This window comes from Jonquetella sp. BV3C21 (assembly GCF_000468895.1).
In the GTDB taxonomy this organism is placed as follows: Bacteria; Synergistota; Synergistia; order Synergistales; family Dethiosulfovibrionaceae; genus Jonquetella; species Jonquetella anthropi.
Map to the genome: position 1 here is coordinate 1 of NZ_AWWC01000028.1, position 26,933 is coordinate 26,933.

25 protein-coding genes, 2 tRNA genes and 1 pseudogene are annotated in these 26,933 nt (G+C 54.1%); 12 read left to right on the plus strand and 16 right to left on the minus strand.

Features of this window, described 5'->3' with window-relative positions; translation table 11 throughout:
- Positions 1–682: 682 nt before the first annotated feature.
- From HMPREF1249_RS07040 to HMPREF1249_RS08125, 5 genes are all read right to left on the minus strand, one after another.
- A tRNA-Arg gene (locus HMPREF1249_RS07040) sits at positions 683–759 on the minus strand.
- Between the two features lie 10 nt (positions 760–769).
- Positions 770–858 (minus strand) — tRNA-Ser (locus HMPREF1249_RS07045).
- Positions 859–936: 78 nt separating this feature from the next.
- Complete coding sequence (locus tag HMPREF1249_RS07050; protein WP_231366891.1) at positions 937–2,607, minus strand: SurA N-terminal domain-containing protein; 1,671 nt, start codon at positions 2,605–2,607, stop codon at positions 937–939.
- Positions 2,608–2,685: 78 nt separating this feature from the next.
- Complete coding sequence (locus HMPREF1249_RS07055; RefSeq protein ID WP_231366892.1) at positions 2,686–4,686, minus strand: DNA polymerase; 2,001 nt, start codon at positions 4,684–4,686, stop codon at positions 2,686–2,688.
- Positions 4,686–5,210 carry a 5'-3' exonuclease gene (locus HMPREF1249_RS08125; protein WP_021776069.1) on the minus strand — a complete coding sequence of 175 codons (525 nt, stop codon included), beginning with the start codon at positions 5,208–5,210 and terminating at the stop codon, positions 4,686–4,688. Before HMPREF1249_RS08125 ends, HMPREF1249_RS07055 begins: the two co-directional genes overlap by 1 nt.
- Positions 5,211–5,380: 170 nt before the next feature.
- On the opposite strand from HMPREF1249_RS08125, the gene gltX reads away from it, so the two are divergent.
- Positions 5,381–6,724 carry a glutamate--tRNA ligase gene (gene gltX / locus HMPREF1249_RS07060; protein WP_008522729.1) on the plus strand — a complete coding sequence of 448 codons (1,344 nt, stop codon included), beginning with the start codon at positions 5,381–5,383 and terminating at the stop codon, positions 6,722–6,724.
- Between the two features lie 103 nt (positions 6,725–6,827).
- Here the strand turns inward: gltX and HMPREF1249_RS07065 are convergent, their stop codons facing one another.
- A complete protein-coding gene (locus tag HMPREF1249_RS07065) occupies positions 6,828–7,304 on the minus strand; it encodes an ankyrin repeat domain-containing protein (RefSeq protein ID WP_008522728.1) in 477 nt (158 codons plus the stop codon).
- A gap of 195 nt (positions 7,305–7,499) precedes the next feature.
- On the opposite strand from HMPREF1249_RS07065, the gene HMPREF1249_RS07070 reads away from it, so the two are divergent.
- Both HMPREF1249_RS07070 and HMPREF1249_RS07075 read left to right on the plus strand, forming a co-directional pair.
- On the plus strand, positions 7,500–9,089 hold the full coding sequence (locus HMPREF1249_RS07070) for a dipeptidase (protein WP_021776073.1): 1,590 nt from the start codon (positions 7,500–7,502) through the stop codon (positions 9,087–9,089).
- 281 nt (positions 9,090–9,370) lie between these two features.
- Entirely contained in the window at positions 9,371–10,624 is a 1,254-nt protein-coding gene (locus HMPREF1249_RS07075; protein WP_008520792.1) for a hypothetical protein, read from the plus strand.
- A 150-nt stretch (positions 10,625–10,774) separates the two neighbouring features.
- Here the strand turns inward: HMPREF1249_RS07075 and HMPREF1249_RS07080 are convergent, their stop codons facing one another.
- Positions 10,775–11,200 (minus strand): Dps family protein, encoded by a 426-nt coding sequence (locus HMPREF1249_RS07080; protein ID WP_021776070.1) that lies wholly within the window; start codon positions 11,198–11,200, stop codon positions 10,775–10,777.
- Positions 11,201–11,479: 279 nt separating this feature from the next.
- Complete coding sequence (locus HMPREF1249_RS07085) at positions 11,480–12,190, minus strand: DUF4357 domain-containing protein (RefSeq protein WP_021776075.1); 711 nt, start codon at positions 12,188–12,190, stop codon at positions 11,480–11,482.
- 610 nt (positions 12,191–12,800) lie between these two features.
- Here HMPREF1249_RS07085 and saoT point away from each other — a divergent pair.
- The 9 genes from saoT (at position 12,801) to HMPREF1249_RS07130 (ending at position 19,244) form a co-directional block, all read left to right on the plus strand.
- Positions 12,801–13,055: a thioredoxin-like (seleno)protein SaoT gene (gene saoT / locus HMPREF1249_RS07090; RefSeq protein ID WP_008520781.1), complete on the plus strand. Its 255-nt coding sequence runs from the start codon at positions 12,801–12,803 to the stop codon at positions 13,053–13,055.
- Positions 13,052–14,122: an efflux transporter SaoE gene (gene saoE, locus HMPREF1249_RS07095; protein ID WP_008520779.1), complete on the plus strand. Its 1,071-nt coding sequence runs from the start codon at positions 13,052–13,054 to the stop codon at positions 14,120–14,122. Before saoT ends, saoE begins: the two co-directional genes overlap by 4 nt.
- Entirely contained in the window at positions 14,122–14,574 is a 453-nt protein-coding gene (gene saoC / locus HMPREF1249_RS07100) for a Cys-Cys-COOH (seleno)protein SaoC (protein ID WP_021776084.1), read from the plus strand. Before saoE ends, saoC begins: the two co-directional genes overlap by 1 nt.
- 43 nt (positions 14,575–14,617) lie before the next feature.
- Entirely contained in the window at positions 14,618–15,763 is a 1,146-nt protein-coding gene (gene saoX / locus HMPREF1249_RS07105; RefSeq protein ID WP_008522721.1) for an ABC transporter substrate-binding subunit SaoX, read from the plus strand.
- Positions 15,756–16,565, plus strand: a complete 810-nt coding sequence (gene saoB / locus HMPREF1249_RS07110) for an ABC transporter substrate-binding (seleno)protein SaoB (RefSeq protein ID WP_155801323.1) — start codon at positions 15,756–15,758, stop codon at positions 16,563–16,565. The genes saoX and saoB overlap by 8 nt, the downstream gene beginning before the upstream one ends.
- Before the next feature lie 8 nt (positions 16,566–16,573).
- Positions 16,574–17,344 (plus strand): ABC transporter permease subunit SaoP, encoded by a 771-nt coding sequence (gene saoP / locus HMPREF1249_RS07115; protein ID WP_021776072.1) that lies wholly within the window; start codon positions 16,574–16,576, stop codon positions 17,342–17,344.
- Positions 17,325–18,104 carry an ABC transporter ATP-binding protein SaoA gene (gene saoA / locus HMPREF1249_RS07120; protein WP_008522718.1) on the plus strand — a complete coding sequence of 260 codons (780 nt, stop codon included), beginning with the start codon at positions 17,325–17,327 and terminating at the stop codon, positions 18,102–18,104. Before saoP ends, saoA begins: the two co-directional genes overlap by 20 nt.
- A gap of 104 nt (positions 18,105–18,208) precedes the next feature.
- Positions 18,209–18,541 carry a DsrE-related protein SaoD gene (gene saoD / locus HMPREF1249_RS07125; RefSeq protein ID WP_008522717.1) on the plus strand — a complete coding sequence of 111 codons (333 nt, stop codon included), beginning with the start codon at positions 18,209–18,211 and terminating at the stop codon, positions 18,539–18,541.
- A 229-nt stretch (positions 18,542–18,770) separates the two neighbouring features.
- Positions 18,771–19,244, plus strand: coding sequence for an alkylmercury lyase family protein (locus HMPREF1249_RS07130; protein WP_021776090.1), 474 nt, complete (start codon positions 18,771–18,773; stop codon positions 19,242–19,244).
- A gap of 453 nt (positions 19,245–19,697) precedes the next feature.
- Here the strand turns inward: HMPREF1249_RS07130 and HMPREF1249_RS07920 are convergent, their stop codons facing one another.
- The 8 genes and pseudogenes from HMPREF1249_RS07920 to HMPREF1249_RS07155 form a co-directional block, all read right to left on the minus strand.
- Entirely contained in the window at positions 19,698–20,114 is a 417-nt protein-coding gene (locus HMPREF1249_RS07920; protein ID WP_446718520.1) for a ClbS/DfsB family four-helix bundle protein, read from the minus strand.
- Positions 20,115–20,304: 190 nt separating this feature from the next.
- A complete protein-coding gene (locus HMPREF1249_RS07925) occupies positions 20,305–20,799 on the minus strand; it encodes a Csac_0668 family 2Fe-2S cluster-binding (seleno)protein (RefSeq protein WP_002846217.1) in 495 nt (164 codons plus the stop codon).
- Positions 20,800–21,182: 383 nt separating this feature from the next.
- Positions 21,183–22,132, minus strand: a pseudogene (locus HMPREF1249_RS08130) (IS3 family transposase); the annotation flags it as partial.
- Between the two features lie 357 nt (positions 22,133–22,489).
- Positions 22,490–24,106, minus strand: a complete 1,617-nt coding sequence (gene rlmD / locus HMPREF1249_RS07135; RefSeq protein ID WP_021776079.1) for a 23S rRNA (uracil(1939)-C(5))-methyltransferase RlmD — start codon at positions 24,104–24,106, stop codon at positions 22,490–22,492.
- Positions 24,107–24,174: 68 nt separating this feature from the next.
- Positions 24,175–24,747: a 2-oxoacid:acceptor oxidoreductase family protein gene (locus HMPREF1249_RS07140; protein WP_021776081.1), complete on the minus strand. Its 573-nt coding sequence runs from the start codon at positions 24,745–24,747 to the stop codon at positions 24,175–24,177.
- 2 nt (positions 24,748–24,749) lie between these two features.
- Complete coding sequence (locus tag HMPREF1249_RS07145; protein ID WP_008520745.1) at positions 24,750–25,574, minus strand: 2-oxoacid:ferredoxin oxidoreductase subunit beta; 825 nt, start codon at positions 25,572–25,574, stop codon at positions 24,750–24,752.
- A 1-nt stretch (position 25,575) separates the two neighbouring features.
- Positions 25,576–26,712, minus strand: a complete 1,137-nt coding sequence (locus HMPREF1249_RS07150) for a 2-oxoacid:acceptor oxidoreductase subunit alpha (protein WP_008520743.1) — start codon at positions 26,710–26,712, stop codon at positions 25,576–25,578.
- Positions 26,705–26,932, minus strand: a complete 228-nt coding sequence (locus tag HMPREF1249_RS07155; RefSeq protein WP_008520741.1) for a 4Fe-4S dicluster domain-containing protein — start codon at positions 26,930–26,932, stop codon at positions 26,705–26,707. Before HMPREF1249_RS07155 ends, HMPREF1249_RS07150 begins: the two co-directional genes overlap by 8 nt.
- Position 26,933 lies beyond the last annotated feature (1 nt).

A 26,933-nucleotide genomic window follows, 5' to 3' on the forward strand; every position in this document is an offset into this window, starting at 1 on the left:
AACTCCTAAACGATGCGCGGCCCCTAAGCCCCGCTTGCCTTGTCGCTTCTGTGCAGCTGATTTCGTCTCGGAGATAGCTTTCAACTAGAGATATTTTCAAAGCTGAGTCTATCTTGCTTTTTCTGGGCATAGAAATACCCCCCAAGTAGGTTTTATATTTCCCTGTCCTACTTGGGGGGAGCATATCAGTTCAAGGAGTGGCCTTCTTTATGGCAGCACAGAACGCAGTGCAAATGCACCGCCTAGCCGCCTTACAACAAAATCATAAAGCCTCCGCAAGCACAGCCCATAGCCACGGTTAGGGGGCCTGCGCGGTCTTACGCGTTTCATAATGGTTTTAGTTTTGTCTCTTCACGAGCTATTCTTGCATCATGCAAGCTCGCTTTGCTCCATGAGTCTTCTTACGCCCTTCTCCTCGTTACAGATGAAAGGGCCTGTTTTAAGTCTCGACGGGGCAAGCTGAGCTTTTCTATCTTTTCGATTGAGTTAACAGGGACGTTCTAATCTCGTCACGGCCCAAATTTGGCCGTCTGTTTTTCTTTGGGCCGCTTCAAGTCTTATTTTGGAGCCGTTTTGGCCTAGAAGCCGTTAAAACAGACGCGACATCTTTTAACAATGATATCTACAAGCCCGGTAAAAATAAAGTCCCGTGCGACCTTGTCGCACGGGACTTTTAATTTTTTGGCGCGCCGGGCAGGATTCGAACCCACGACCTTCTGGTCCGTAGCCAGACGCTCTATCCAGCTGGGCTACCGGCGCTCGTTGTCAGTGGCGGAGAGAGAGGGATTTGAACCCTCGGACCCGAAACGGGTCACACACTTAGCAGGCGTGCGCCTTCGACCTCTCGGCCATCTCTCCGCTCCATGAAACAGACGATATTGTAAGCCGAGTGTCGTTTTCTGTCAAGCCGCGCGCGTGCTTCTACGACGTATCGCGTTACTTAGATTCTGTCGGCTGAGCTTCCTCAGCCTTCGGAGCTTCGACTGCCGGAGCCTCTGCGGGCTTGGCCTCTTCGGCCTTCGGAGCTTCAACTGCCGGAGCCTCTGCAGGCTTGGCCTCTCCAGCCTTCGGGACTTCGACTGCTGGAGCCTCTGCGGGCTTAGCTTCCTCGGCCTTCGGAGCTTCTACCGCCGGGGCCTCTGCGGGCTTGGCTTCCTCAGCCTTTGGTGCTTCAGCCGCCGGAGCCTCTGCGGGCTTGGCCTCTTCGGCCTTCGGTGCCTCAACCGCCGGAGCCTCTGCGGGCTTGGCCTCTTCGGCCTTCGGTGCCTCAACCGCCGGAGCTGCTGTCGGCTTCGGTTCCTCGGCCTTGGGCGCTTCAACCGCGGGGGCTGTTGCGGGCTTGGCCTCTTCGGCCTTTGGTGCCTCAGCGGCCGGAGCCTCCGCGGGCTTAGCTTCCTCAGCCTTCGGAGCTTCTACCGCCGGGGCCTCTGCGGGCTTGGCTTCCTCAGCCTTTGGTGCTTCAGCCGCCGGAGCCTCTGCGGGCTTGGCCTCTTCGGCCTTCGGTGCCTCAACCGCCGGAGCCTCTGCAGGCTTGGCTTCTTCAGCCTTCGGGGCCTCTGCTGCCGGTTTAGCGGCGTCTGCAGCCGGGGCGGCCGTTTCTTTTTTCGGCGCTTCCGGTTTGGGGAAGACGTCCGGATCGATAATCTCAACTTTAACCTTGTCTTTCAGGGCGGTGAGGAACTCCTGCTGTTTAACCATCCGGGCCTGATTCAGAGCCAGCGCTTTCAACTGGGGCTGGGCCTCTTCAAACGTGAGAGTTTTCTCTGTCGTTGCGCCGACGCGGCGGAAGATCAAGAAATCGCCGTCGGCAATCTGCTGAAGCGTGTAGTCTCCGTCCTTCATGGTGCCAAGGAACGGGAATCGCTCTTTGACGTCGGTGTCGGACACAAAGCTGGTCATCTTGCCGTCGGTAGAACCGATCTTGTTGTCGCCGGCCTTGTCGGCGGCAGTTTTCCAGTCTTCACCCGCTTTAACAGCGGCGAGGAACGCCTCGGCGGCCTCTTTGGTCCTAAATTCGGCGTGATGGCCCTCAACGCCGGACGGGCGGTAGACCATGGGCTGCTTCATGGTAACAAACAGGTCGTACAGGCTCTTTACCTGCTGATCGTCGACGGTCGCCGACTCGCTCTCCTGCGTCAGCAGCTGGCGGACGGCCAAGTCATGGGCCAAGTTGGCCTTTACCTGTTCGAGAGAAGAACCAGTGGCTCGAAGGTTCGCCAAGAAGGCTTCCTTGGTGACGTACTGGACTTCAAGCTGTTTCAGCTGTTCGTTGACCTGAGCTTCCGTCGGCTCAATGCCCCGTTCTTTAATGGCTTTGTCGAGGGCAATCTGGGTTGCCAGCGAGTCCAAGGTCTGCTGGTAGACAGCCGGCAGGTTCTCCTGCGTCAGCTTGATGTTGTTGCGCTCCGCGTAGCCCTGCATGGCTTTGTGAAGCTCGCTCAGCTTGTACTCGCGCCCGTCAATGCTGGCTACAACGTGATCCCGGACGCCTTTGTTCTTTTCATCATGCCTGCCCACCCCGTACATGAGCGGGATCGAGAGGCCGAACGCGACAAGAAACGCTACCAGAATCCATTTAATCTGAGTGCGAAGAGAAGTGAGAATCACCGTGCTGTCCCCTTTCAAACCGTTGAAGTCTGCCGCAAATCGCTACAGATTTTACCATAAATTACCGTTCCTGAGGCCTTAGACGTCAGCCAGAGTTTTTCCCGTTTTCGTCTCCACAGCCAGCGGCACAGAGAGTTTTACCGCGCCAGTCATGAGTTCGGCGAGTTTCTTCCCCACCGGCTCAGCGTTCTCCGGCGTCGTCCGGCAGACGATCGAGTCGTGAACCTGCAGGACCATCGGAACTCCGGCGGCCGCCAGCTCTCGGTCGACGGTGATCATAGCCATTTTAGTGATGTCGGCCGCGGTCCCTTGCACAGGCGAGTTGATCGCCACGCGGCGAGCGTGCCCCCGATCGGTCTGACGTCCCGTCGCCACTTCGTCCAAGGGACGAATCCGGCCATAGGCGGTTTGGCTGTAACCCCGCCGTCGGGCCTCGGCAACCGTCGCGTCCACGTACTCCCGAACGCCCGGAAGGGCGGCAAAGTAGGCGTCCATGATTCCGCGGGCTTCAGCTTGACCGACTGACAGCCGGTCGGCCAGCCCGAAGGCGCTCATGCCGTACAGCAGGCCGAACGTGACAGTTTTGGCCATCCGGCGCTGTTCTTTGGTGACGCTGTCCGCCGGGATGCCTAGGATCATCGCGGCCGTTTCGGTGTGAATGTCCCGACCGGCCTCAAAGATCTCCCGCAGGCGGCGTTCGCCGCTCAGGTGAGCCAACACGCGCAGTTCAATTTGGGAGTAGTCCGCCGCCACGAAGACGCCGCCCGGGCCGGCGGTCAGGCACCGACAGAGCTGTCCGCCCAGCTCGCTGTAGTTGGGCAGGTTCTGCAGGTTCGGATCCCGGCTGCTGAGCCGCCCCGTTCCGGTGGTCTGAGCCTCAAAGGTGCTGTGAACCACCCCGTCTCGAGACGCGGCAGCCAAGGGAACGGCAAAGCCTGACAGCATTTTTGAAAGCTCCCGGTGCTCAAGCAGGAGCGCTGGCACGGGGCAGATGTCGCCGACTGAGCGACAGAGCGTTTCCAACACGGACACGTCGGTAGAGTACCCTTTCTGGGCGGTTCGCTTGATGACCGGCAGGCCGAGTTTTTCAAACAGCAGTTCGCCCACCTGTTTGGGCGAGTTCAAGTTAATTGGCCCGCCGGCGTAGGTCAGTATTTCGCCGCTCACCCGGTCGAGGGACGCTTCCAGCTGAGCGGTAAACGCGACCATCGCCGGGCCGTCCAAGTGGACGCCCGCCTGCTCCATTCGGACCAAGGCCGGAAGGAGGGGCAAGTCGACCGTCTTCATCAGGTCGGTCATGCCGTAGCTTTCAATTTTTTCGTTCAAGTCCTCGGCGAGGGGAAACAGCCGCAGCGTCCGCTCCGGGCCAAACGGCAGCCCGTCGGCCAAATCAGGCAGGCCGTGAGCCGTCAGGTCAGGGTGCAGAAGGTAGTGGGCTGTCTTCAAGTCCCAACTGCCAGAAAGGCCGGTCAGGCCGAACAGCCGCTTTAAGTCAGAACAGTAAACTTTTCGGCGCGACAGGACGCCGCTCTCCCCTTTCAGTTCGGCCAGCGGTCCGCTCCACCACTGGCCGCCGGGCGCGCAGATGCTGGCGGTTTCCCCGTCGTCCGACACGTCCACGGCCAACCGGGGCGCGCCAATCAGCGTAGTCAGCGGAACTTCTTCGGCCGGCTCAGGGTACAGGACGATCGTTTCGACGTCGTCGACCTGCGGTTCGTCGGCTCCCTGCCCTTCGGATGCGGCCTGAGTCGGAAAAAACGGCCGGGCCAGTCGGTGGTTAATCGCCAGCCCGTCAAGCACGGCGTTAAAGCTCTTTTCGTCCGGCTGGGCCGACTGGTTTTCAAACTGGGTCATGTCCACGTCGCAGCGAAGTTTCGTCAACTTTCGGGTTTCGAGAGCCTGAGCGCCGAACTCGCCCAGCTTTTTTCGCAGCGCCGGAGTCTGTTCGTCGGCGTGCTCCAAGATTCCCTCAATGGAACCGTAAGACGAGAGCAGGCGCTTTGCCGTCTTGTCGCCCACGCTCGGCACGCCGGGCACGTTGTCCACCTTGTCACCGACAAGCGCCAGGTAATCGACCATCAGGCGGGGGGGAAGCCCCACTCTTGGGCGAACGACTCAGCGGTTACGATTTCGACGTCCGAGACGCCCTTGGCCGGCCTGAGGATCGTCACTCCCGGCCCCAGCACCTGAAGTATATCCTTGTCCGATGACAGGATCAGGATCTGGGCGTCCTCGCTCCACTGGCAGGCCGCCGCGCCGATCAGGTCGTCCGCTTCCAGCCCGGCGGACTCCATCACGTCGATCCCGGCGCTCGCCAGCAGCTGATGGATAATCGGCATCTGCTCGCTGAACTCCGGCGGCGTGGCCGGGCGGTTCGCCTTGTAGTCGGCGAAGAGCTCGTGGCGAAACGTCGGGCCCTTCATGTCAAACGCCACGACAACTCTGTCGGGCTGGTGAGCCGTTACGGCTCGGCCCAGCATGTTGAAGAAGCCGACGGCCGCGTTGGTGTGCGTCCCGTTGGGCGCCGTCATTTCCGGCAGGGCAAAAAACGCCCGAAACGCGATGCCATGGCCGTCAACAAGAAGTATTCGCCGTTCTGTCATCTTCCAAGCCTCCTCGGTCATTCTGCGTTTATTGTACCCTACTGGCCCGGCAGATCGCAGGAAAGGTCTTTCGGCCCGTTTGATTCCATTCCCCGGACAGGTATAATAGTCATCTACAACCATTGATTGTAAATACTGTGGAAATGATTCACAAGGAGGATCTTCCGACCATGAACAACACGGTGCGAGTTCGTTTTGCCCCCAGTCCGACCGGAGCGCTTCACATCGGCGGCGCCCACACGGCCCTTTTCAACTGGCTGTGGGCCCGTCACTGCGGCGGCTCTTTTATCCTTCGGATTGAAGACACCGACCGGGAGCGGTCCACCGCCGAGTACGAAGAGACCATTATGTCGGGCATGAAGTGGATGAACCTTGACTGGGATGAGGGCCCCGACGTCGGCGGCAGCTTCGGACCGTACCGTCAGACCGAACGGCTTGGCCTGTACCGCCAGTACGCTCAGCAGCTTTTGGACGAAGGGAAGGCCTACAAGGACGGCAACGCGGTCATCTATCGGGTGCCGCTCGGGCTCGACATCGGCTTCGACGATCAGGTATTCGGCCACATCGACGTGAAGAGCGACTCGCTCATCGACGGGCGAAACGGCCAGATGAAGGACATCGTCCTTATCAAGAGCGACGGCTTCCCCACCTACAACTATGCCGTCGTCGTGGACGACCACACGATGAACATCACCCACGTCATCAGAGGCGACGACCACGTGTCCAATACGCCCAAGCAGGTTCTCCTGTACCGCGCCTTGGGCTGGAACATGCCCCAGTTCGCCCACCTGCCGATGATCCTTGGGCCGGACAAGAAAAAACTGTCCAAGCGCCACGGAGCGACCAGCGTTTACGAGTACCGCGACCTCGGCTACATGCCCAGCTCGATCTTCAACTTCCTCTGCCTGCTCGGTTGGGCGCCTGCCGGCGACGTGGAAATTTTCGACCGGGATCTGGCCGTCGAACAGTTCCAGCTGTCCGACATTATCCGCAAGCCGTCGGTCTTCGACATGGACAAGCTCAACTACATCAACGGCGCTCATCTGGCAAAACTGCCGACAGCCCGAAAACTTGAGCTCGTCAAGCACTTCTGGGAAGACGAAGGGATCGACTGCTCGAACCTGTCGATGGACTACTTGGACAAAGCGTTCGCCCTGATGGGCGGCCGCGGAAAGACCTGCCGGGAGCTGGCCGAGTTCTCCGACTACTTCGTCGGATTCGCGCCGGTCACCAAACGGTACGACGCGTCGGATCTGACCGATGACGACCGCGCTCTCCTGCGGAAGTTCTTCACCCAGATGACCGCCCGGCCGGAGTGGATTGGCCACCAGCTGGAAGAGTTCGCCCGCCAGTGGTGCACCGACAACGGCTGCAAACTTAAGCAGGTCGCCATGCCCCTTCGGTGGTGCCTGACCGGCTATAAAGTCAGCCCGGGCATCTTTGAAATCGCCGAACTTCTCGGCCGGGAAGAAACGACCCGCCGGCTGTCCCACTGGGGACTCATCGAACGGTAAAAAGCAAAAAGAAGAAGCGCAGGAACCCGTTAAAAGGTTCCTGCGCTTCTTTTGTCTGTGCCGCTAGGCCCGAACATCTGCCCCCGGGCAGAGGTCATTTCGCTCAGCACGGCGTGATGCCCGCCAGCCGGTCGGTAATCATTTTGTACACATCACTTTTTCGGATGGACGGGTTCATCTTGGCGAGCGAATAGGCCGTCCGATCCCGATTATCCCGAATATCCAGCTTCGCCCCTGCGAGAATCAGCAGCCGAACCACCTCAGGATTAACGTTTTTGTTACCGCACGCCCGAACTAACGCCGTCTGTCCCTGCTCATCCTGAGCGTTCAGCGTCTTCAGCCCGCCTGAAACGAGCACGTGATACAGCACTTTCTGATTTTGGTTCTCAGTCGCCGCCATCAGAGGCGTCGTCCCGTCCTTTTCGGTCCAAGAAGCCGACGCCCCGTCCGAAAAATCCCCAGTCGCCTGCTCGAGAGTCCCAGACCGCAGACGATAAAAGAAGTCAACAGGCCGAACGGCGCCCCATGCCGTCGAAGCGACCAGCTGGGCAGCAAGAATACACATTGCCAGACGTCTCATTTCTGACGCCCCCTTCCACGCTTTTCTACGTTCTATTGTATCAGATGGGATTTTTCACAATTATTTTCCAATAAAAATAACCAGAGCCACGCCGAAAAGGGACATGAGAACTGCTATAATTTTGTTGCGCGTTATTACGCAACTAGGGCGACGGCATCTCAGAGATTCTTTGACCTCACAGAAAGGGGTACTCTTGTGAAAAAATCTCGTATTACTCCGCTCGTTCTCAGCACGATCGTACTCGCGGCGACCAGTGCATGGAGCTGCACGGACGTTCTCGTTGGCCGACTGGCCTCCGCAGACGGCTCGGTCATCACATCCCATACGGCTGACGGCGCGTTCTACAACGCCCGCGTCACCTTTATCCCGGGAGGCAAGCACGAAAAGGGTTCCACCACGCCTGTATTCTGGAACATCACCAACGAAGAGTACGGCGATCCGGTGAAAATCGGCGAGATTCCTCAGGTAGAAGAAACCTACGGTTACTACAACGTCGGGTATCCCTTCATGAACGAATGGGGACTGGCGTTCGGCGAGAGCACCGTCTCCCAGAAGATGGAAATGAAGTCCTTCCGTCCCGACGCCAAGGCCATTCTCACCATTGAACAGCTTGAAGTCTTGGCGCTGCAGCGCTGCAAGACGGCCCGCGAAGCCATCAAGACGATGGGAACGCTGGCCGAGAAATACGGCTTCCTCGGCTCCTGCGACTACGAAGGCGAAAGCCTTTGCATCGCCGACACGAAGGAAGCGTGGGTCTTTGAGCTCCGTTCCGTCGGGTTCACCTGGCAGCCTGACAGCGGCAAGCCCGGCGCCATTTGGGTCGCCCGCCGCGTTCCTGACGACATGGTTACGGTGACCTGCAACGTCAGCCGTATCCAGGAAGTTCACCCCGAAGACACCGAAAACTACATGGCGAGCGAAAACTACCAGCAGTTCGCCATCGACATGGGCTGGTGGGATCCCAAGAGCGGCGAGCCCTTCAACTGGACGAAGGCCTATTCCCCCCTGCTGGGCGGCTGGGCGATCTCGTCCGACTGGGTCCGCAACCGGCTGTACTACACCTACAGCAAACTTGATCCTGACCGCGAGTGGGATCCTTGGGCAGAAGTAACCAGTTACCCGTTCGCCATCAAGCCGAAGAAGAAAGTGTCCGTTCAGGACGTGCAGGAACTCCTGCGGTCTCACATGGACGGAACGATTTTCGACATGTACAACGCCGACCAGTGGTTCATCAGAGACGGCGACCAGCTGGCGAAGAGTCCCTTGGCCTCTCCGTTCCCCACGTCAGCCCAGCGCCGCCTGCTGCAGATCCCCTACTCGCGCCCGATCGCCAAGTGGGACTGCGCCTACAGCTTCGTCGCCCAAGTGCGCGACGGCATGCCGAAAGAAGCCACGACGGTTCTGTGGTTCGGCTACGACAACCCGCACACGACCTGCTACGTGCCCATTTACAACGGCGTCGTCGACACGCCGAAGTCTTGGCGCACGTTCGATCGGAATCTTTACTCGCCCGACTCGGCGCAGTGGAAGTTCATGCTCGTTGACGACCTGGCGCTCGAAAAATACGCCAGCAGCATGAAAACCTTGACGAAAGTCAGAACTCCGCTGGAAAAGAAGATGGTCGAGGACGTCGCCCAGATGGACGAAAAACTCAAGGCCGAGAAGGATCCGGCCGCCCGCACCAAGATGGTTACCGAGTTCACCAACAAGTGCATGACTGAAGTCGAAGAGGCTTGGAAGAACCTCGGCTATCAGCTCATCAGCGACAACACGAACAACAAGTAGCCCGTCTCTCCGCCGCCCGCGCGTTGCCCTGCGCACAACTCGGCCCTTTTCGGACGAGCATTGGCCCGAAGCGTTTTCGCTTCGGGCCTTTTCTGTGCCCTGTTATCGAGCTCAAAGCCCGCCCCTCAGCCCGGCGGGCTGCTCGAGGAGCCTCAAACGTTGCGGTCTGAAATCTAGAACGTATAATATTAGAAATACAAAAGATCGACCTGGCCGCGGCAGCCGGAAGCTTTTTTCAGTGCAGTTATTCATGTTGGCAACAGTTCAAAGGAGGAGATCCCATGAAGTTCAACACGTCTCGCTTTCACGTCTTAGCGGCTCTTTCCTGCGCCGTCTCTTTGGCTTTGCTTGCCGTCGCTTATCCCTCCTCGGGACAGGCCGGCACGCTGAAAGACCTGCTCGGCAAATTCACCGGGAAGACGCCGGGGGCAAATCAGCCCGCCGGCCAGCCAACCGGCCAAACGTCAGGCCAGAACGGTTCAGGCGGCTCGCTCAAAGAGTTCGTCTTATTCGACACGAACGTTCAGCTCCCGATAGCAAAGATCCAGCTGCCGGCAGATTGGAGCGTCAGCACAAAAACAAGCTGGAACGCTCAGGCAGACAATCCGGTAACGTTTTACGTTCGAGCCCAAGCGCCCGACATGAAGGAAACGCTTAGCCTTTCTACAGGATTTTTTATGACCTATCAGTATATTAACGCTAGTGGTATGGTCATCACTTCTGATATGACCGCCCAGATGTACGGCAACTCTCCGATGGCAAAAATCCTTTACCCCAATCACGTCGTTGACCTGAACGAGTTCATGCAGCAAACAATCCCAACGCTCATGCAGATTTCCCCGTCGCCCAACGGCAAAATCACCGACGTGCGGGTTCTTGAGGCAAAGGTCTATCCCAAACAGGGGAACGTCTTGCCGGAAGGCATGATTACAAAGCAGAGCGTTGCCGATGGCACCGCCGTGTACCAGCTCAAAATCAACGGCGAAGATTTTTACTCGCTCGCGTACTTCAAGAACTACAGCACGCTGATCAACCAAGATGGGATGGGCTATGTAGCCGTATTTGGCCCGAGCGGGATTTTCGGGTACGACATCCCCGTCTCCAAAGGCCCACTGCAGAACGCGGCGCAGGAGTTTATCCGCATGGTCAATAGCTACAAGGAAGACCCGTACTGGCAGAGCCTGAGCACCCAATTCACAACGGCCGTGCAGCAGCAAAGGCAGCAGGCCCGCAACAGACAAACCCAGCAGATGATCGACACCAACAAGTACATCGCCGAACAGCGGCAAGCGACCATTCGAAACCGCCAGCTGAGCCAAGAGCGGGTCAACCAAGGCTGGAATGACGTGCTCACCGGAACTTCCCGGGGCGTCAACACCGCGACAGGCAAGGAGCTGACCTACAGCAGCGACTTCAACCACACTTGGGCGGACCAAGACAACCGCATTTACCAGACAAACGGGAATGACAACCCCAACCAGATCCCCGCGCTCAACGGCGGCGGCGCCACGTGGACCGAAGTCCAGTCCCGATAGCGCTCCCTCAGTAGGATAAAAATGACGCCAGAAGCTCATTGGAGCTTCTGGCGTTTTTTTATTCACTGCAGCCCGCCACTTTGGGCGCAGAAGAGTTCAACGTCAAAAGGGCAGGACGGCGCACGCCGTCCTGCCCTTAGGCTATTCATCTTATGCCAGCATGCTCTCCATGAACCAGATCTCCTTGCTGTAGCCAGCAATGTGATCTTCCATTATATTGGCCAGAGCGAAATTATCTTTCTCGTCCGCCTCGGAGCGGATCTCAAGGGCCAGCTTCTTCATTTCCTTCACGTACTCAAGGGCGATGGTCACCGCTTCTTTGACGTCCCAGCTCTTGTCCTCCAGCTCCTTCACGGAAGCCAGCTCAAGGCTCTGCTTGACCGACGCCTTCGGAAACTCGCCCTTCATTTTCTGCAGCTCGGCCACCTCGTCCATCTTCTCAAAGACCTCGTCGTACAGGGACTCAAGGTACTCGTGCACCTGCTTAAAAGCGAAGCCCTTCACGTTCCAGTGCAGGTTGTGCAGCTTAATGTTGCCAACGACCAGATTTGCCAAATAGATATCAAGTTTTTTCATAAGAACACCCTCCTCAATAATTTTAATGTGTTTGCCTCAACGACACGCATATCCTATCACCCGAAGAGATTTGCCACTATAATAAGAATGCTTACTATTATCATATAGCTTTATGCGGATTAGGGGAACTAATCTCTGCATACCCTCTTCTCAACTGCTGGAAACGCCAGCTTCCGCAAAGCTTTCCTAACGGCTAGCCGTTCCTCTTGTGTGATGAGAAGTCCCTCGTTTTCCGCAAGCGAGAAACTTTTTTCTGTGCCGAGAATGAATCGGTGTCTTCTAATGTCCTTTCTGAGCCACCTCTTTTTCATCTGGCTCGGGCATGCGGTAAACGTCTATCAAACGGCCTGAGCTGTCTTTCCACGCCGTCCAGCCGTTGGTACTTCGCCCCAAGACAAGCGCTCCTGCGGCGGACGGCGAACTGCAGGGGACATCTTCCTGCAGTATGTTCTCCTCTATTCGTGCGTTCCCAATAAAACCGGGCTGCACTTTGCCGTCAGCGAAGGGAACGCAGACGCTTCCCCTCTCGACGATGAAGGTGCCATTCTCAACGTGCATCGTGGCTTTTATTTTGCCAAAGTTCTTTTTGCTTCCAGAAATAAAATACTGCCCGTCCGGGAGCTTGTTCCAGTCTTCTCTCTCCCGGCGTTGACGGTCAGCTATGGCAAAGCTATTCTCCTTCGTCTTGTTCTTTGGGTACACTTGGCGCCCTTCAAAAGACGCAAGCAGCTGAACGACCAGCTCGATATCGAGGGCAAACAATTCGGAATTAGGAACGCGGTTCTTGCTGAAGATCTCATCAAGCAGTTTCTCTTTTTCGTCATACTCATCCACTTCAATAGCAAATCTCCGCTGCAGACCGACCACGTTGAAGTATCCGTTCCGCTCAAGGTTATACATTCTCGATTCAAAGTTCTCCGTCCCCGTCTTGCCAATCTTGATCAGTCCCGGAACAACGGTCGACATTACATAGATGATTCCCTTTGCCATCCGAATACGCCCGTCCTTTCCTCTCTGTTCCTCTTTCCATCTTCAAAACCGCCCGAGGCTCTTTAAACAGGCTGAATTTATCCATCTTAGCCTCTCGTAACTCAACCTAATATGTGTTTATCATAACACGATAAACATCTGTGACTCCTTCTCGAGCTTGAACGCCGAAGGCCTATCCTGCCTGAGCGGTTCTCCGCTTTCGGTCTTCGCTGAAATTTGTCTTTACGCTGGCTGCACTTCTAGAAGCGCCGGCTCCGCCAGACGAAACAACCTATTAGCATATTCGATAACAGATTGACAAGCAGGTAGCGTCGTCGGAGGGCACGGTTTTTATCATGCCAAAAGGTTTCACGCAACAGTGCTTTCTTCAGACGAGGGACCGTCACAGAATTTTCCGCGCTACGCGGGATTCGTCCGCCCGGCCAAAGATTCTTTAAAGGAAACTTATCTATTCTATGTTAGATTGCGCATTAACTCCTTTCGGAATATAATTATTAACAGCTGAGATGTCTTTAACCTTCATTCTTTATTGTCATGTGAAGTTCCACGGGGAGGGAGATAGCTGCAGCGGACTGTCTGATACCAAACAAAAGTGCGGAGATGATGTGGGATGACGAAAGTTGAGTTTATCAACACGTGCCCTTGCTGCGATGGGTACGGCGATGTTTTGAGGGATCTTCAGAAGCGCTTTCCAGACAAAATCGACTTGAAGATCTACTACGTTGGCAAAGATTTCGATTATCTGCCGAAGTACGGTCCGATCACGCGAGGAACGATGATTATCAACGGCACGGACCGCTATGAGGATTTGAGCCGCCGCTCTATCGAAAAGATCATCTCAGAGGCGATCGGCGAGGAGTTATGAAGCTTTTCTTTCAATACTGTTGGGAAATGCTGAAAACGAGCGGGCCGTGGTTGATTATCAGCTTCCTGCTCTGCGGCGTGCTCCACGCCGTTTTGCGCCCGGAAGCGCTGCAGCGCTCTCTTGGCAACAAAAAATTTTCTTCTATTGTGAAGGCGACCGTCTCCGGGATGCTGCTTCCTATCTGCAGCTGCGGCGTGGTTCCGCTCTCTCTCGGGCTGTACTATTCAGGCGCGTATCTGGGACCGACGTTGGCATTTCTGGTCGCGACGCCAATCATCAATCCGGCAGCCGTGATTCTGGCTTACGCCATGCTCGGGCCTCAGATCGCGACGGTCTACCTGCTCAGCGGTTTTATCATTCCTGCCACGATCGGCGTCATTGGAAATGCTCTGGGAGGGCCTGAACTTCAATCGCCGATGGCCGCGGGACTGGCGGGAAACGCCGAACAAGCGCATGATTACAAACTTCAGCCGCTGGCCCAACGCCTCAAGGGCGGCTTGGAGTGGGGATTCAACGATCTTGCCGTTCAGACCTGTCGATTTATCCTCGTTGGCACGGCTTTTGCCGCGCTTTTGCTTGCCGTCATGCCGGTGTCCTTTATCCTCGACTACCTCAGCAATCCGCGTCTGGTATCGCTGTTGGGCATTACGCTGCTCGGTTGTGTAATGTACGTGTGCGCTTTGGGACATATCCCGTTTATCGCCGCGCTGGTCAGCGCAGGAGCTGCCCCAGGAGTTGCCGTGACATTTCTCCTGTCGAGCGTGGCCACAAATTTTCCCGAGATGGTCAGCATCTGGCGTCTGATCGGCAAAAGGGCTGTCGTTATCTACACTGGAACTCTGGTGGTTTGTGGCCTGATCTTTGGTTCCATCACGAATTACCTCTTCGCGGAGCGTTTTCGGCCGATCTTTGACCTCTCGCATTCGCAGGGGCAAATCGATTTTGCGTACAAGTTTTCCTTCGATTTTTCCGACCGATTCAAGCTGTTCTGCGCCCTGCTCGTTCTCGGCATTGGATGTTACGGCTGGTTCCTTCACGTGTGCCGCACGCTGCGTCGGAGAGCTTAATGAGAAGGCCGCGAATATGGCTCCAAGCGGCGCGTCTGTCGGTACTGGTTGGGCTGTTTTTGAACGGCTTGGCGTATCGCGTTTGGGCTGCGCCGGTTTCGTCTCTCATTGAGCGTTTCCAGGAGTGCGTCCCCGACCGCGAAATCCTTCTGACGCTCGCAGGAGACTGCGACGCCGACGGTATCGAAGACCTTGTCGTCATGTACCGGGAAAACGAAAACGAAAACCGAATGGTCGCGGTGTATTCCAGCAACGGGAATTTTCTCGTTTCCGAGTGGACCCGCGCACCGCTCGAGAACTACCGGATGCAGTGGCGGGATATCGATGAGCGGCCGCCGGTCGAGCTGTTGGTCTCCGGGCAAAAAGGCATCCATATTGGTTTTGCTGTTTTTCGCTTCGTCGAGGGGAAATGGATCAGTCTCTTCGGCGAGGGCATGGAAGACTGTTGCTAAACGTGTGTTTTATCTATCCCCCACAAAGGAGAGTTTTTTGAACATGAAAAAGAGTCTTGTCGCACTGGCGTTATCCATCGCACTCGGAACCGTCTTGACCGCTTCGTCAGCAATGGCCGTTGACAATGAAAGCATCGTTGCGGCGATGGTATCAAAGTATTCGCTCGAGCCGCTCCCAAAGGAAGACGCCGACTACACGGTCAACCTCGGCTACTACAACTGTGACCACATGACCGCTGCCTGCATCGGCAAAGATTCCGGCATTTTCAAGGCGCTCGGCATGAAAGTAGAAATCACCGGCAACGGAAAGGTCCCCGAAGCGATGAGCGCCGGAAGAATGGACATGGCCTATGCCGGTTGGACGACCACGCTCCGGGCAGTGCAGGTCGGCACGCCGCTTTTCATTGCCGCCGAAAACCACACCGGCGGCGCGGAGTATCTGGTGTGCAGCTTTAAGATTAAGACCCCACATGACTTGATCGGCAAAAAAATCTGCGCCGGCGGAGACACAGCAAATGACTTGAACTGGCAGGAATGGACTGCCCAGCTGGGGATCCCGAATGATATTAAGAACTACGAGAATTATTCGATGAGCGATGCGGACGCGTATTTTGCGATGGTGGCCGGCAAACTGGACGCGTTCACCTGCTGCGATCCGTGGGGTTCTATGGCCGAGTACGAAAAAACCGGCTGGGTCATGGTGCGCCAGAACACCCAGCGCGAGAGCGGACACGGCACGTGCTGCAAAGTCTGCATGAACTACAACTTCGCTAAAAAGCACCCCAAGCTGGCCAGCCGAATGCTGCTGGCCCACACGCTGAGCTTACAGTTCATGTACCTGCACCCGTACAAGGCCGCCCAAATTTTCTCCGCGAATTACAACGTGCCACTCGAAGTTGGCCTGATGACGCTGTACAAAAAGCTTAACGAAGAGGGCCGGACTCTCAGCTGGAAGCTGAACCGCCAGTACATGCAGAACCAGCTCGACACCATGAAGAAATACCACGTCCGCGACGACATCAATTCGGTGAATCTTGATGACTACATCGACCTCACGTACTTCAACGCCAGCGGCGCGATTGACTTTGACAAGTTCATTGCAGAGCAGGTTGACCCAGTCTTCCCGCTGGGAATGAGCTACAAAGATTGGAGAGCGAAGGCCGTCGCGGTTGACGGTATCGTTGAATAGGCGATTTATCCCCCTCTTCGCCATTCTTGGCGCCGCGTTGGCCGTTACGCTCTTACAGGAAATAACGCCGCGGCGCGCGCCACGAGAATACCTGAAAATCGCCTGCGGCAACGATCTGGCGGGGCACGTCATCGCCCACGCCGCACAGGATTACTGCGCGAAGGCGAAAGCTGTCGATATGAACCGCCTCTCGTTTTTACAGCTGAGCGACTGCTGTGGAACACAGGCCGAGTTCGCGTTGGCCGGCGGCGATTTCGATATGGCGGTGCTGTGCCCTGACGCGGCACAAAAGTTCCTTGGGACCGGCGCTCCCTTTCGGATTTTCGGCCCGCTGGTGAAAAACGCCAACGTTCTCGTCAGCCGGGGAAACAATACCCCACGATCGGTTGGATATATGAGCGGACGAGTGCTTCAATACGAGGCCCTCGTCCGCACCTTAGGACGGACGGCAGAACTGCACCCAATCGCGGCTCCGGCCCTGCCGTATGCGCTGGAGTGCGGGGCCGTAGACGCCGTGGTCCTTGACGCCGCTGACGCGATCAGGCTGCCGCAGTACGTGCTCCGTCCCCTGCCGAGCGGCGCGCCAACAGCGGTGCTCCTCGTTCACAACGACGCGCTTCAGGGCCAGAACTTTAAAAATTTCATTCGGTTTTACAACGACACGGTCAGGAGGTTAGAAGGTTCTCTCTGCAACGGACTCTTGACGGACGTCCTGCACGTTGAACGCAGAGAAGAAACGTCCAAAGCATGGCAAAAACTGAACGTTCAATTGTTAACTCTTCCAGAAGAGGGCTCGATCTAACTGGCATCATGGGACGCAAAAAAGGCGTCGTTTACATGGTGGCGGGCACAGCGCTTGTCTGCGCGATTTGGTATTTTGTGGCAAAAGCGATCAACAGAAGCCTGATCCTTCCCGATTTTCTCACGACGATGAAAGTGTTTTTCACAGGCTGGTTTGACGGAAAAGTGATGTCAAACTTGTACATCACCCTGACCCGCGTTTTCACAGGCTGTGTCTTCGCGATCATGATCGGGCTACCATTGGGCCTTCTGATGGGCTATTCCCGCACGACTCTTGTCGCGCTGTCGCCTTATGTGAACTCGATTCGGCAGGTGCCTATCATGGCGTGGGTTCCCCTGTCCATCATCTGGTTCGGGCTGGGCGACGGCCCGACCGTCTTCATGATCACCATGAGCGCTGTTTTCCCCATTCTGATCAACACAATTTCCGGGGTCATGAACATTGATCCCAACTATAAGAACGCGGCGCGCTGCATGGGGGCGAAAACGTGGCAAGTGATGCGGGACGTCGTCCTGCCGGGAGCCTTGCCGAACTTCCTGACGGGCTGTCGCCTCGCCTTGGGGAGCGCTTGGATGTCGGTCATCTGCGCGGAGTTCATCGCCACCAGCACCGGGTTCGGCTACATCATGGTCGAAGCACAGGTGCGCATGCAGACGCCCCTCTTGTACGCTCTCATGATTATGTCAGCCCTTGTCGGCTTTGCCATTGACCAAAGCATCGTGTTGCTCGAACGGTGCCTAACAGGATGGAGATATAAAGATGGCGCAGCTGGCAATTAATCACGTCAAAAAGTTCTTCATCGAGCGGAATGGTTCAACCCATTTTGTCATCGGCGACCTTTCGTTTCAGGTGGAACAGGGGCAATTCGTCTCGCTGCTTGGACCCTCGGGCTGTGGCAAGACGACGCTTCTCACCATTATGGCTGGCTTTCAGACCTGCTCCGAGGGATCCATCACGCTTGACGGCCAGAAGATTGAAGGCCCCGGCGTCGAGCGGGGATACGTCTTTCAAAATTACGCGCTCTTCCCGTGGATGACCGTCAAAGACAATATTCTCTACTCGATGAAGATTGCCGGCGCATCGCGCAAGGAAAAAGAAGAGCGGCTCGCGGAGCTGTTGGAACTGGCGCACCTGAAGGGGCACGAGAACAAGTTCCCGATTCAGCTTTCCGGCGGCATGCAGCAGCGCGTAGCCGTTGTGCGCGCGCTGGCCAGCCGTCCTAAAGTGCTCCTGCTGGACGAACCTCTTGGTGCCATTGACTTTCAGATGCGCGAAATCATGCAGAACGAGCTTGATCTCATGGTGCGTCAAGTGGCGACGACCGTCGTCATGGTAACTCACGACGTCAGCGAGTCGGTCTTCCTCAGCGATCGGGTGCTCGTCATGGGGTCCAATGGATGCCGACTTTTAGCTGATGTTACCATCGACATGCCCCGCCCGCGCGACCGCACTTCTGAACAGTTCAAAACCTACGAGAGTGACCTCACCGACCTTTTGCGGAAGGCGTTCCGCGAGTCGAAACTTATTGAATCTGTCTAGCCACCGGCGTTTTTATCCTCTAACGGCTGTAACTGTTATTTTCCCTTTTGAGGCAGAACAGCTCTGCCCCGGCAATCAATCATGAGTGAGGAGGTTGAAGCAACATGAAGGTCGTGTATATTTTCTCAACAACAAACGCACAGCGCATTCTGGACAAGATGATTATTCCGCAGATGCTTGAGGAGCGTCACGGCGTTGAGGTCGCGGGAATGATGTTCTTTTTCGACAACACGTTCCTGCTCACGCGCGGCAGTAGCACTGGCGATCGTCTAGAGAAGATTCACAAGAAATATGGAACGATCTTGATGGCCTGCGACCTGTGCGCGATCGAGCGCGGGATTGACGACAAACTGGTCGACGGCGCGGCGATCGGCTGTTTCCCCAACCTGTACGCCACGCTCGCCTCAGCAGGAGTCGACCAGATCATCACGCTTTAAGCGCTCGCCTGAGCCTAGGCTCATTCATTATCACTCAAGAAAGGGTGTTGGTATCATAGCAAACTTTAGGGACTCGCTGACTTTCAAGAATTACGACAGGGACCGTATCATCATTGACAGCATCGCTGCGCGCTTAACCGCCGAGGAAAACGCGTTCCGCAACCGGATCATCAATTCCATTGCGGACACTCACAAACCGTTTTTCGCCGCGAACGACGCCGAAAAAGCGATGGTTAAAACGCTCCAGTCCAAAAACGCTCTGGCAATCGAAGAAGACGGCAGCGTTTCTTCTATCTACCCTGTCTCAGCCAAGCCGTCCCGCCACCTGGTGACGTTGGCCGACGGCCGCGCGGTTTACTGCATGTGCGCCATCGACGCCCTCGGCTGCGCCTTCACCTTCGATCAAGACATCGTCGTCACATCGTCCTGCAGCAACAGCGGCGTCGCGATCCGCATCGCGATCAAGGATAAAAAGATATGCTGCGCTCTGCCGGACCGAGAGGCTATCCGCGTGCTGCACTCCGACTTGAAAGCCAGCGACAACTGGGCTTCATGTTGCTGCTGCTCCATGCTCTTTTTCAAGTCCCAGCAGGATTATGACGAGTTCGCCAAGGAAAATGAAATATGCCCCTGCTGCTCCTTCTGCCTTGATCTGGAAGAAGCCTTCTCCGTCGGCCGAATGCTGTTCAGCGACAAAGAATAGCGGGCGTTGCGTCAATAAAAAGAGGTTGTCTCAGCTGGCCTGAGACAACCTCTTTTCTATTCTCTCTGCTTCGTAAGAAGAAATCGACCTATTTTGTGGAGTCGCCTCAAAACGGGCACATGCTCTGCGCTGCGTTCTTTCTTTGACAACTTGGCGCTCTGCGTAACGATTAGACAGACACAAGAGCTTTCCTCCGCTTGCTCTTTGGCAAGTAAAGACACCGTATCAAGTTCGCGCTCAGCATAGTAAAAAACATTCTGCCGCAAATGATGGCGCGTCCCGTGAAAGAGAAGGTTTAATTCATGCCAGTTATTCCAGCTTCGAGCCTCTTTCCCTGTTCCTTTCTCTATCTGATTCAACATATGCATACACGCGTGGCCTCAACGGCACGAGCTATGCGCGGCCGTCGGGTCAGCAACATACACCTTTATTGTTCAGCTTGATAAATTAGAATTACAGTTCCATCTTTTTCCATTTTCTGATTTGAGTTCTAAAAGTTCCAAAAGGAGCGACAGTATTCACGTGAATAAACTTATATACTTCCCATACTGCCGTTTTTGTAGCCTCGTCAGCCCATTTTCTCATGTGCGGTTCAAATAATTCTTCATCACTCATCCTATCAATCATTGCATTAATATAAGTGATATTCTTCTTTAATCTATCTTTCAAATCTTCTAACGATAAATGGGCGTAGGTGTCTGTAAACCACTGATATAATTCGCCAAGTTGATTCCATTTAAATTTATCCGATGGAGTTTTTACTTGAAGTCCTTTTTTCTCATCATCTTCCCACTGAATAAGTAACGTTGTCCAGCCAACTTGGTACGCAAGATTTTCAGCTGGTGTCCTATTGACGGGGAGCAGACCAATATTCCGAGAATTATCATCTTACAAAAGAATCATTATAAATAAGCTCTTGCTGTAATTATCAGCTCCGCGTGCCCTAGCGGCTGAGCATCGCCACCGTCTCAACCCCTATGGTTATGGGGAACATATCCACGCTCGTAGATGGAAACATATCAAAGATTGGCTCTCGTTTGTAGGAACATATCGACTGTAATTATTTCATTTTCAAGCCTTTATCGATAGCTTCCTGAATAATCTTATGACAACAAACTCCCAACGGATTGTTTTCTTTACAATTAGAATTTTTCATTGCCCCAGTGATGGCATTTACTTCTTTTACGGATTTCGCGCCATGCTTTACAACTGCTTCAATTACCTGATTTTCTGTGACTTCGCTACAATAACAAGCATACTTAGGATCTGCATCTTTCTTAAACCAGATAGGAACTCTAACTTGGTCTTTCAAGAATTTTATTTCATTATCTAAGTTATAGTAAACAACGTCGCAGTCCTCGTTCATGCAAATCTTATATTGATCTCCGTTAACAGCATTACGATAATCATCTACCACTAGATGTTCAACAGTTACTTTACTAACGGAAATCCCTTCATTATTACATACAGGACAATTGTCTTTAATTTGATCCGGCTTTTCTGTTTTGCATCCACAACAACATTCATTATTAATCTTCATATTCTTAGCCTCCATATTTTCATTATAATTTCTTTTTTAAACTAGGTAAAACCAATTTCATATACTTGTCATTTATTAATAGCGTCAAACATTTTAGCTGGTGTTAATTTACTTAGCTCCCTGTTGTCAGCCAACGCACGTGTAGCTTTTTTGTGTATAAACACATCAGCGTCATGTTACCCATTGCTCGGCATTCTTCTAATGAACCCAAATACATGGAATGGCAACCCTTTTTTAGACAATTTATAACCGAACATTATCAAGCTTGAAAGTTTCTTTAGATTATAAAATATATTCTCAGACAATCAAGGGTAAAGGCTTCGCCCAAATTTCGTTGAAATTTGCCCTTGACAGTCTGTTCATATATTTTATTTAATTTATGAAACTTCCAGAGCTTTTTATTCTGCTTTTCTATATTCTACTGGTGTTTTATATCCTAAAGATCCATGAATCCTTAGGTTATTATACCAATATACGTATTCTGCTAATTTTAGATTAAGTTCTTGGAAATTAGTAAAGTTCTCCTGATATATGAATTCTGTCTTCATTACTTTATTGACTGCTTCGCTTACTGCGTTATCATATGGGCTTCCTTTTTTACTTAGCGATCTTTTTATCCCAAATACCTTTAATATTTCTTCTATTTTTATATTTTTAAATTCTCTTCCTCTGTCTGTGTGAAATATTTTTATACGATTTAGTGGCTGCCTTATTGAGTAAAATGCTTCTGCTACTAGATTTGCATCTTTGTTTTTACCTGATGAGTATCCTATTATTTCACGGCTGTTTAAGTCTATTATTAAACATATATAATTCCATGTTTTTCCTACTCTTACATATGTTAGGTCGCTTACTATTGCTTCTAAATAGTCTCTATTGTCAAATTATCTATTTAAAAGGTTAGGGATGTCTTCTTCGTTGCATTTGGATCTTATTACTTTATATTGTGCTACTGTATAGTTTGAGACTAGGCCATTTTTCTTCATTATTCGGCCTATTTTTCTTCTCGATATTTTATATCCAATTTTCCCTAGTTCTTTTTTTATTTTGCGTGTTCCATAGTTGTTTCTACTTCTTCTGAATATTTCTTTTATTTCTTCTATTAGTTTTTCATCTTCATCTAATTTCACATCTTTTTCTTTGTTCAAATGATAATAGACTAAACTTCTTGTGACCCCAAGTAGTCTACACATTGCACTAATGCTATATTTATCTCGGTTCGAGATAATGAGGTCTATTTTTTGCCTAACAGTAGTGCAGCTTGCTTTAAAATATCATTCTCCATTTCAACCTGTTTCAATTTTTTACGAAGTCTGATTATCTCTTTTTGTTTCGCATCCACATTATCAAAATGGTTACTCTAAGCAGCACACCAACTATTTATTTTTTGAGTTTTAAACTTTGGTAGAAGTCTTGAACTCTTTATATTTACATAACTATTTGCCTCTATCACTATTATGACACGAAACCCTGCACAATGATCTAAAATTTTCAATTCTAACAAGTCTTTTTCAGTATTTTTAACTTCATAAAAACCTCTTTGGCAATAATGCCTAATTCTTCTTTAGTTGTTAAAATTTTTTATTTTACCATCATCGTTCCCCTGATTTTCAATTAATCTTCTTAGGTTATATAAGAAGTACATATCTTTTTAATCTTAAAGTTTTTAAGTCTTAATTTTAAAATTTTCAATCTTAGATATTATTTAAATCATTCCAAAATGCTCTAAAGCATCTTCGATTGCTTTTTCTTTTTCTTCTGGGCAATTTGGCACTCTTTGATTTTCTTTCTTACTAAAATTATAATTTTCTCTCTCTATTAGACCATGTTTCCTTTTTATTTGTGCAATATATAGGCTTGAAACTTTTAGTCCGTATTTATCTAACACATACTTTTTAATTTCTCCATAAGTTGCGTCTTTTGAAAAGTCAATTTCAGATAATTCATCTTCCCCTATTTCTATATCTAAATGATGTTCTGTATTTAGTTTGGACAACAGAGCTACCGTCTCCACATGGCTGGTTTGGGGGAACATGTCAAAGGCTCTGACCGATGAGGTGACAAGCTGATATCCGGCACTTTGCAGGCGAGCTGCGTCACGGGCCAGCGTGGCAGGGTTGCAGGAGACGTAGACGATCGACTTGATCGACGTCCCGGCGAGCCGGGCGAGCATTTCGCCGTCGCAGCCGGTACGCGGCGGGTCGACGACGAGACAGTCCTGACCTTCGAACAGATCGGACGGCAGTTTTTCCGCCGGAGAAAGGCGAAGCTCGACGTTCGTTAAGTTGTTGCCGCTCATGTTTTTCCGCGCCATTTCAACGGCAGGAGGCCATATTTCAGCGGCGGTGACGGCTCTGCTTTTTCGGGCGAGAAACGCTGTGAGCGATCCAACGCCGCAGTACAGTTCAAGCGTTCGGCTTCCGTCTGGAACAAGAGACGAGGCGTAGTCGAATAGCCGAGCGGCCTGAGCGGTGTTGACCTGAAAGAACGAGGTGCCGTCGTACTCGAGCCGAAAGGGGCCAAGGCATTCATGAACTCGGTCGGTTCCGGCGACTGGGACCGTTTCGTCTCCGATGATTCGGTTGCCCCGGCTCGGGTTGATCGAGAGGGCAAGACCGGAGAGCGCTGGCTGGCGGCTCTGAAGGTAGCGCCACAGGTCCCGCAAGCTCGCCATCCCCTCTTGGTCGGGTTTGGAGGTGACGACGAGCAGGGCGAGCAGGCCGCTGCCGTACGTTGAAGCCCGGACGACTATGTGGCGCAGCCAGCCTCGGCCGGTCTTTTCGTCGTAGGCTGAAAACCCGCCGTCCTGCACGAGGCCGCGCAGAGTGCCATAGAGCTGAGCCGCTTGGTCGCAGACTAACGGGCAGGTTTCAATGGGAACGATATCGTGAGTTCCCATTTTGAAGAAGCCTGTCGTTTCGCCGCTGGCCGTCCTGCGAACCGGGAAGGAGGCTTTGTTCCGGTAGCCCCACTGAACTGGCGACGGAAGGCAGGAGATTTTTTCCGGCAGGTCGAAGCCGCCGAGCCTTCTCAAGCTGTCTTCGACGATGAGGCTTTTCAGTTCAAGCTGAAGGGAGCGGCTGGCGTGCTGGAGTTGGCAGCCGCCGCAGGTTTCGTACCACCGGCAGGACGGTTTGACCCGCTGAGGGTGAGGGACGGCGACGGTTTCAATTTCAGCGACGGCGTAGGCTTTCTTCTCCATCGTCAACCGGGCGACCACAGTTTCGCCGGGCAGAGCGCCGGTGCAGAAGACGACCCGGCCGTCGGGAAGGTGTGACAGTCCCTGTCCCAACGAGTTGACGCCTTCAATTTCAAGTTTCATAGTTTCCTCCGAAAAAGCCGCGCGAGAACAGGCCTCTGGCTTGTCCCGCGCGGCGGTTTGTTAAGAGCTTACTGGAAGTGGTGCGACTGGCTGGCCTTGAAGATTTTGTAGCCTTCGTCAAACGCTTTGGCGTTCAGCTCTTCGGTCCCCTTGGGAACCCGGTCGAGCATGGCTTTGCGGATGGCGTCGGGCGTCATGACCTGCTCAAGTTCCAGCACGCGGGCGACCATGCCCAGCGCAACCATGTTGGTGACGATCTCCCGGCCGATGACGTCCCGAGCGGTGGTGACAACCGGCAGGCTGTAGATGTTGGCTTCCACGTCCGGGATTTCCTGAACCATGAAATCGTCCAAAATCAGCCGTCCGGACGGTTTGACGAAGTGTCCGTACTTCTCCGCCGCCTGCCCGCTGAGGCAAATGGTCAGGTCAGGGCTCATGGGCTTGGGGTAGTCGACAGGTTCGGTGGAGAGAACCACTTCAGCCTTGGCGCTGCCGCCTCGGGCCGCGGGGCCGTAGCTCTGGGTCTGCACGGCGTAAAGGCCGTCGGTAAATTCGGCGGCGGCTTCGCCGATCATGACTGCCGCGGTGATGACGCCCTGCCCGCCGGATCCGGCCAAGCAGATTTCAAAACGTTTCGACATGGCTAGGCCTCCTTCGAGCGGACGCTCGCGACCTTGGCGTAGTACTGTTCAGAGTACTCCGGCCGGTCGATGTTGACAAATTCGCCGGTAACGATTTTGCCGGTCAGCTCTTCCGGCGTCATGGTTTCAGCCTTACGAACCGGGACGATGCGCTCTTTGAAGAACGCCATGTTCGCCTGCGGCGTGCGGAGTTTGTTGTACCGGCCGTACTGGGTGTGGCAGTGGGTGACGATTTCGACGACCGAGAAGCCTTTGTGCTTGATGCCGGCGGCTAAGAACTTTTCGATTTCCCGCGGGTTAGCGACGCAGCTTCTGGCAACGTAGCTGGCCCCTGCGCCGGCAGCCAGTTTGCAGATGTCAAACGCCGGGTCAATGGCGCCGTACGGCGCGGTCTTGGCGATGGATCCCACCGGCGTCGTGGGCGATATCTGTCCGCCGGTCATGCCGTAAATGTTGTTGTTCATGACGACGGCGGTGATGTCGATATTGCGGCGGCAGGCGTGAATGAAGTGGTTGCCGCCGATGGCGCTGCAGTCGCCGTCACCCATGACGTCGATGCAGGTGAGTTTGGGGTTGGCCATTTTGATGCCGGTGACGAACGCGAGCGAACGGCCGTGGGTCGTGTGGAGCGTGCAGGCGTTGACGTAGCCGGGCATACGGCTGGAGCAGCCGATTCCGGAGCCCAGTACGGTCTGAGTTGGGTCAAGCCCCAAGGTAGCGAACGTGCGCAGCAGCGCGTTCAGGATAATGCCGTGACCGCACCCGGGACACCAGATGTGCGGGAAAAAACGAGGACGAATCCAATCAAATACTTCTTTCGACGGCATTCTACTTCGCCTCCTCCACGATCTTTTCAAGGATCTCTGACGGCTGGAACAGCTCGCCGTTGATCAAGCTCATTGGCACAACTCTCGCTTTGCCGTGGATAGCCCGTTCAATTTCCAGGACGAACTGGCCGCAGTTCAGCTCAGGAACGATGACGACTTTAGCTTTTCTCGCCAGGCGTTCAAGTTCCTTGTCGGCAAAAGGCCACAGCGTGATCGGGCGGAAGTGTCCGGCCCGAATGCCCTTGGCGCGGGCGTCGAGGACGGCGCGGATGCTGGAACGCGACACCGAGCCGTAGGAGACGACAAGTATTTCGGCGTCTTCGGCGTGAACAAGGTCATACTTGACGATGTCGTTGCGGAATCGGTCGATCTTGTTCATGAGCCGCTTCATTTTCTTTTCAATTTCCACTAGGTCGCCGGTGGGGAATCCCCACTCGTTGTGGGTGAGGCCGGTGACGTGCCAGCGGTAGCCGTCGCCAAACGCGGCCATGGGCGGCACTTCGTCGCACACGTCCGGACGGTACGGCACAAACTCATCAGGACTGCAGGTGGGACGCTTGCGGTTCACGATGGTGAAATCCTTCATGTCCGGGACGATGAACTTCTCGCGCATGTGTCCGATTTCGGCGTCGCTCATGATGAGCACCGGCTGACGGTACCTCTCCGCGTCGCTAAACGCCTGGACGGTCAGGGAGAAGCATTCGGCAACCGACGCCGGAGCGTAGGCGATAGTGCCGTGGTCGCCGTGGCTTCCCCACCGGGCCTGCATAACGTCCTGCTGGGACGCCTGAGTGGGAAGCCCAGTAGACGGGCCGCCGCGCATGACGTCGACCACAACCAGCGGAATTTCCGCTTCGTAGGCCAAGCCGAGGTTTTCCTGCTTCAGCGTAAAACCGGGGCCAGAGCTGGCGGTCATGGACTTGAGGCCGGCGATGGACGCGCCGATGGAACTCGCTATGGCCGACAGTTCGTCTTCCATCTGCATGAACGCGCCGCCGACTTTGGGCAGCTCGACGGCCATTGTTTCCATAATCTCGGTAGACGGAGTGATGGGGTACCCTCCGAAGAACCGGCATCCGGCGGCTAACGCGCCGTACGCCACCGCTTCGTTCCCTTGCCAGAACTTGACATTAGCCATTCGAGCTTTCCCCCTCGTCGTTCTGAACGGTAATCGCCAGGTCTGGGCAGATGAAGTCGCACTGATGACAGCCGATGCAGTCGTCCTGATTGACCGGCTCGCTCTTCACCCGCTCGTTGAGCGCCAGCACCTTTTTGGGGCAGACGCTGACGCACAGGCCGCAGCCTTTGCACCATCCGGCGTTGACCAGAACCTTAAAGTGTTTCTTCTCCAAAACCATT

Bases quoted from the DNA above. Each gene is read 5' to 3' on its own strand.
- HMPREF1249_RS07055 (WP_231366892.1), bottom strand. From the start codon at position 4,686: ATGGTCGATTACCTGGCGCTTGTCGGTGACAAGGTGGACAACGTGCCC.
- HMPREF1249_RS08125 (WP_021776069.1), bottom strand. From the start codon at position 5,210: ATGACAGAACGGCGAATACTTCTTGTTGACGGCCATGGCATCGCGTTT.
- gltX (WP_008522729.1), top strand. From the start codon at position 5,381: ATGAACAACACGGTGCGAGTTCGTTTTGCCCCCAGTCCGACCGGAGCG.
- HMPREF1249_RS07065 (WP_008522728.1), bottom strand. From the start codon at position 7,304: ATGAGACGTCTGGCAATGTGTATTCTTGCTGCCCAGCTGGTCGCTTCG.
- HMPREF1249_RS07075 (WP_008520792.1), top strand. From the start codon at position 9,371: ATGAAGTTCAACACGTCTCGCTTTCACGTCTTAGCGGCTCTTTCCTGC.
- HMPREF1249_RS07080 (WP_021776070.1), bottom strand. From the start codon at position 11,200: ATGAAAAAACTTGATATCTATTTGGCAAATCTGGTCGTTGGCAACATT.
- HMPREF1249_RS07085 (WP_021776075.1), bottom strand. From the start codon at position 12,190: ATGGCAAAGGGAATCATCTATGTAATGTCGACCGTTGTTCCGGGACTG.
- saoT (WP_008520781.1), top strand. From the start codon at position 12,801: ATGACGAAAGTTGAGTTTATCAACACGTGCCCTTGCTGCGATGGGTAC.
- saoE (WP_008520779.1), top strand. From the start codon at position 13,052: ATGAAGCTTTTCTTTCAATACTGTTGGGAAATGCTGAAAACGAGCGGG.
- saoC (WP_021776084.1), top strand. From the start codon at position 14,122: ATGAGAAGGCCGCGAATATGGCTCCAAGCGGCGCGTCTGTCGGTACTG.
- saoX (WP_008522721.1), top strand. From the start codon at position 14,618: ATGAAAAAGAGTCTTGTCGCACTGGCGTTATCCATCGCACTCGGAACC.
- saoP (WP_021776072.1), top strand. From the start codon at position 16,574: ATGGGACGCAAAAAAGGCGTCGTTTACATGGTGGCGGGCACAGCGCTT.
- saoA (WP_008522718.1), top strand. From the start codon at position 17,325: ATGGCGCAGCTGGCAATTAATCACGTCAAAAAGTTCTTCATCGAGCGG.
- saoD (WP_008522717.1), top strand. From the start codon at position 18,209: ATGAAGGTCGTGTATATTTTCTCAACAACAAACGCACAGCGCATTCTG.
- HMPREF1249_RS07130 (WP_021776090.1), top strand. From the start codon at position 18,771: ATGGTTAAAACGCTCCAGTCCAAAAACGCTCTGGCAATCGAAGAAGAC.
- HMPREF1249_RS07925 (WP_002846217.1), bottom strand. From the start codon at position 20,799: ATGGAGGCTAAGAATATGAAGATTAATAATGAATGTTGTTGTGGATGC.
- rlmD (WP_021776079.1), bottom strand. From the start codon at position 24,106: ATGAAACTTGAAATTGAAGGCGTCAACTCGTTGGGACAGGGACTGTCA.
- HMPREF1249_RS07140 (WP_021776081.1), bottom strand. From the start codon at position 24,747: ATGTCGAAACGTTTTGAAATCTGCTTGGCCGGATCCGGCGGGCAGGGC.
- HMPREF1249_RS07145 (WP_008520745.1), bottom strand. From the start codon at position 25,574: ATGCCGTCGAAAGAAGTATTTGATTGGATTCGTCCTCGTTTTTTCCCG.
- HMPREF1249_RS07150 (WP_008520743.1), bottom strand. From the start codon at position 26,712: ATGGCTAATGTCAAGTTCTGGCAAGGGAACGAAGCGGTGGCGTACGGC.
- HMPREF1249_RS07155 (WP_008520741.1), bottom strand. From the start codon at position 26,932: ATGGTTTTGGAGAAGAAACACTTTAAGGTTCTGGTCAACGCCGGATGG.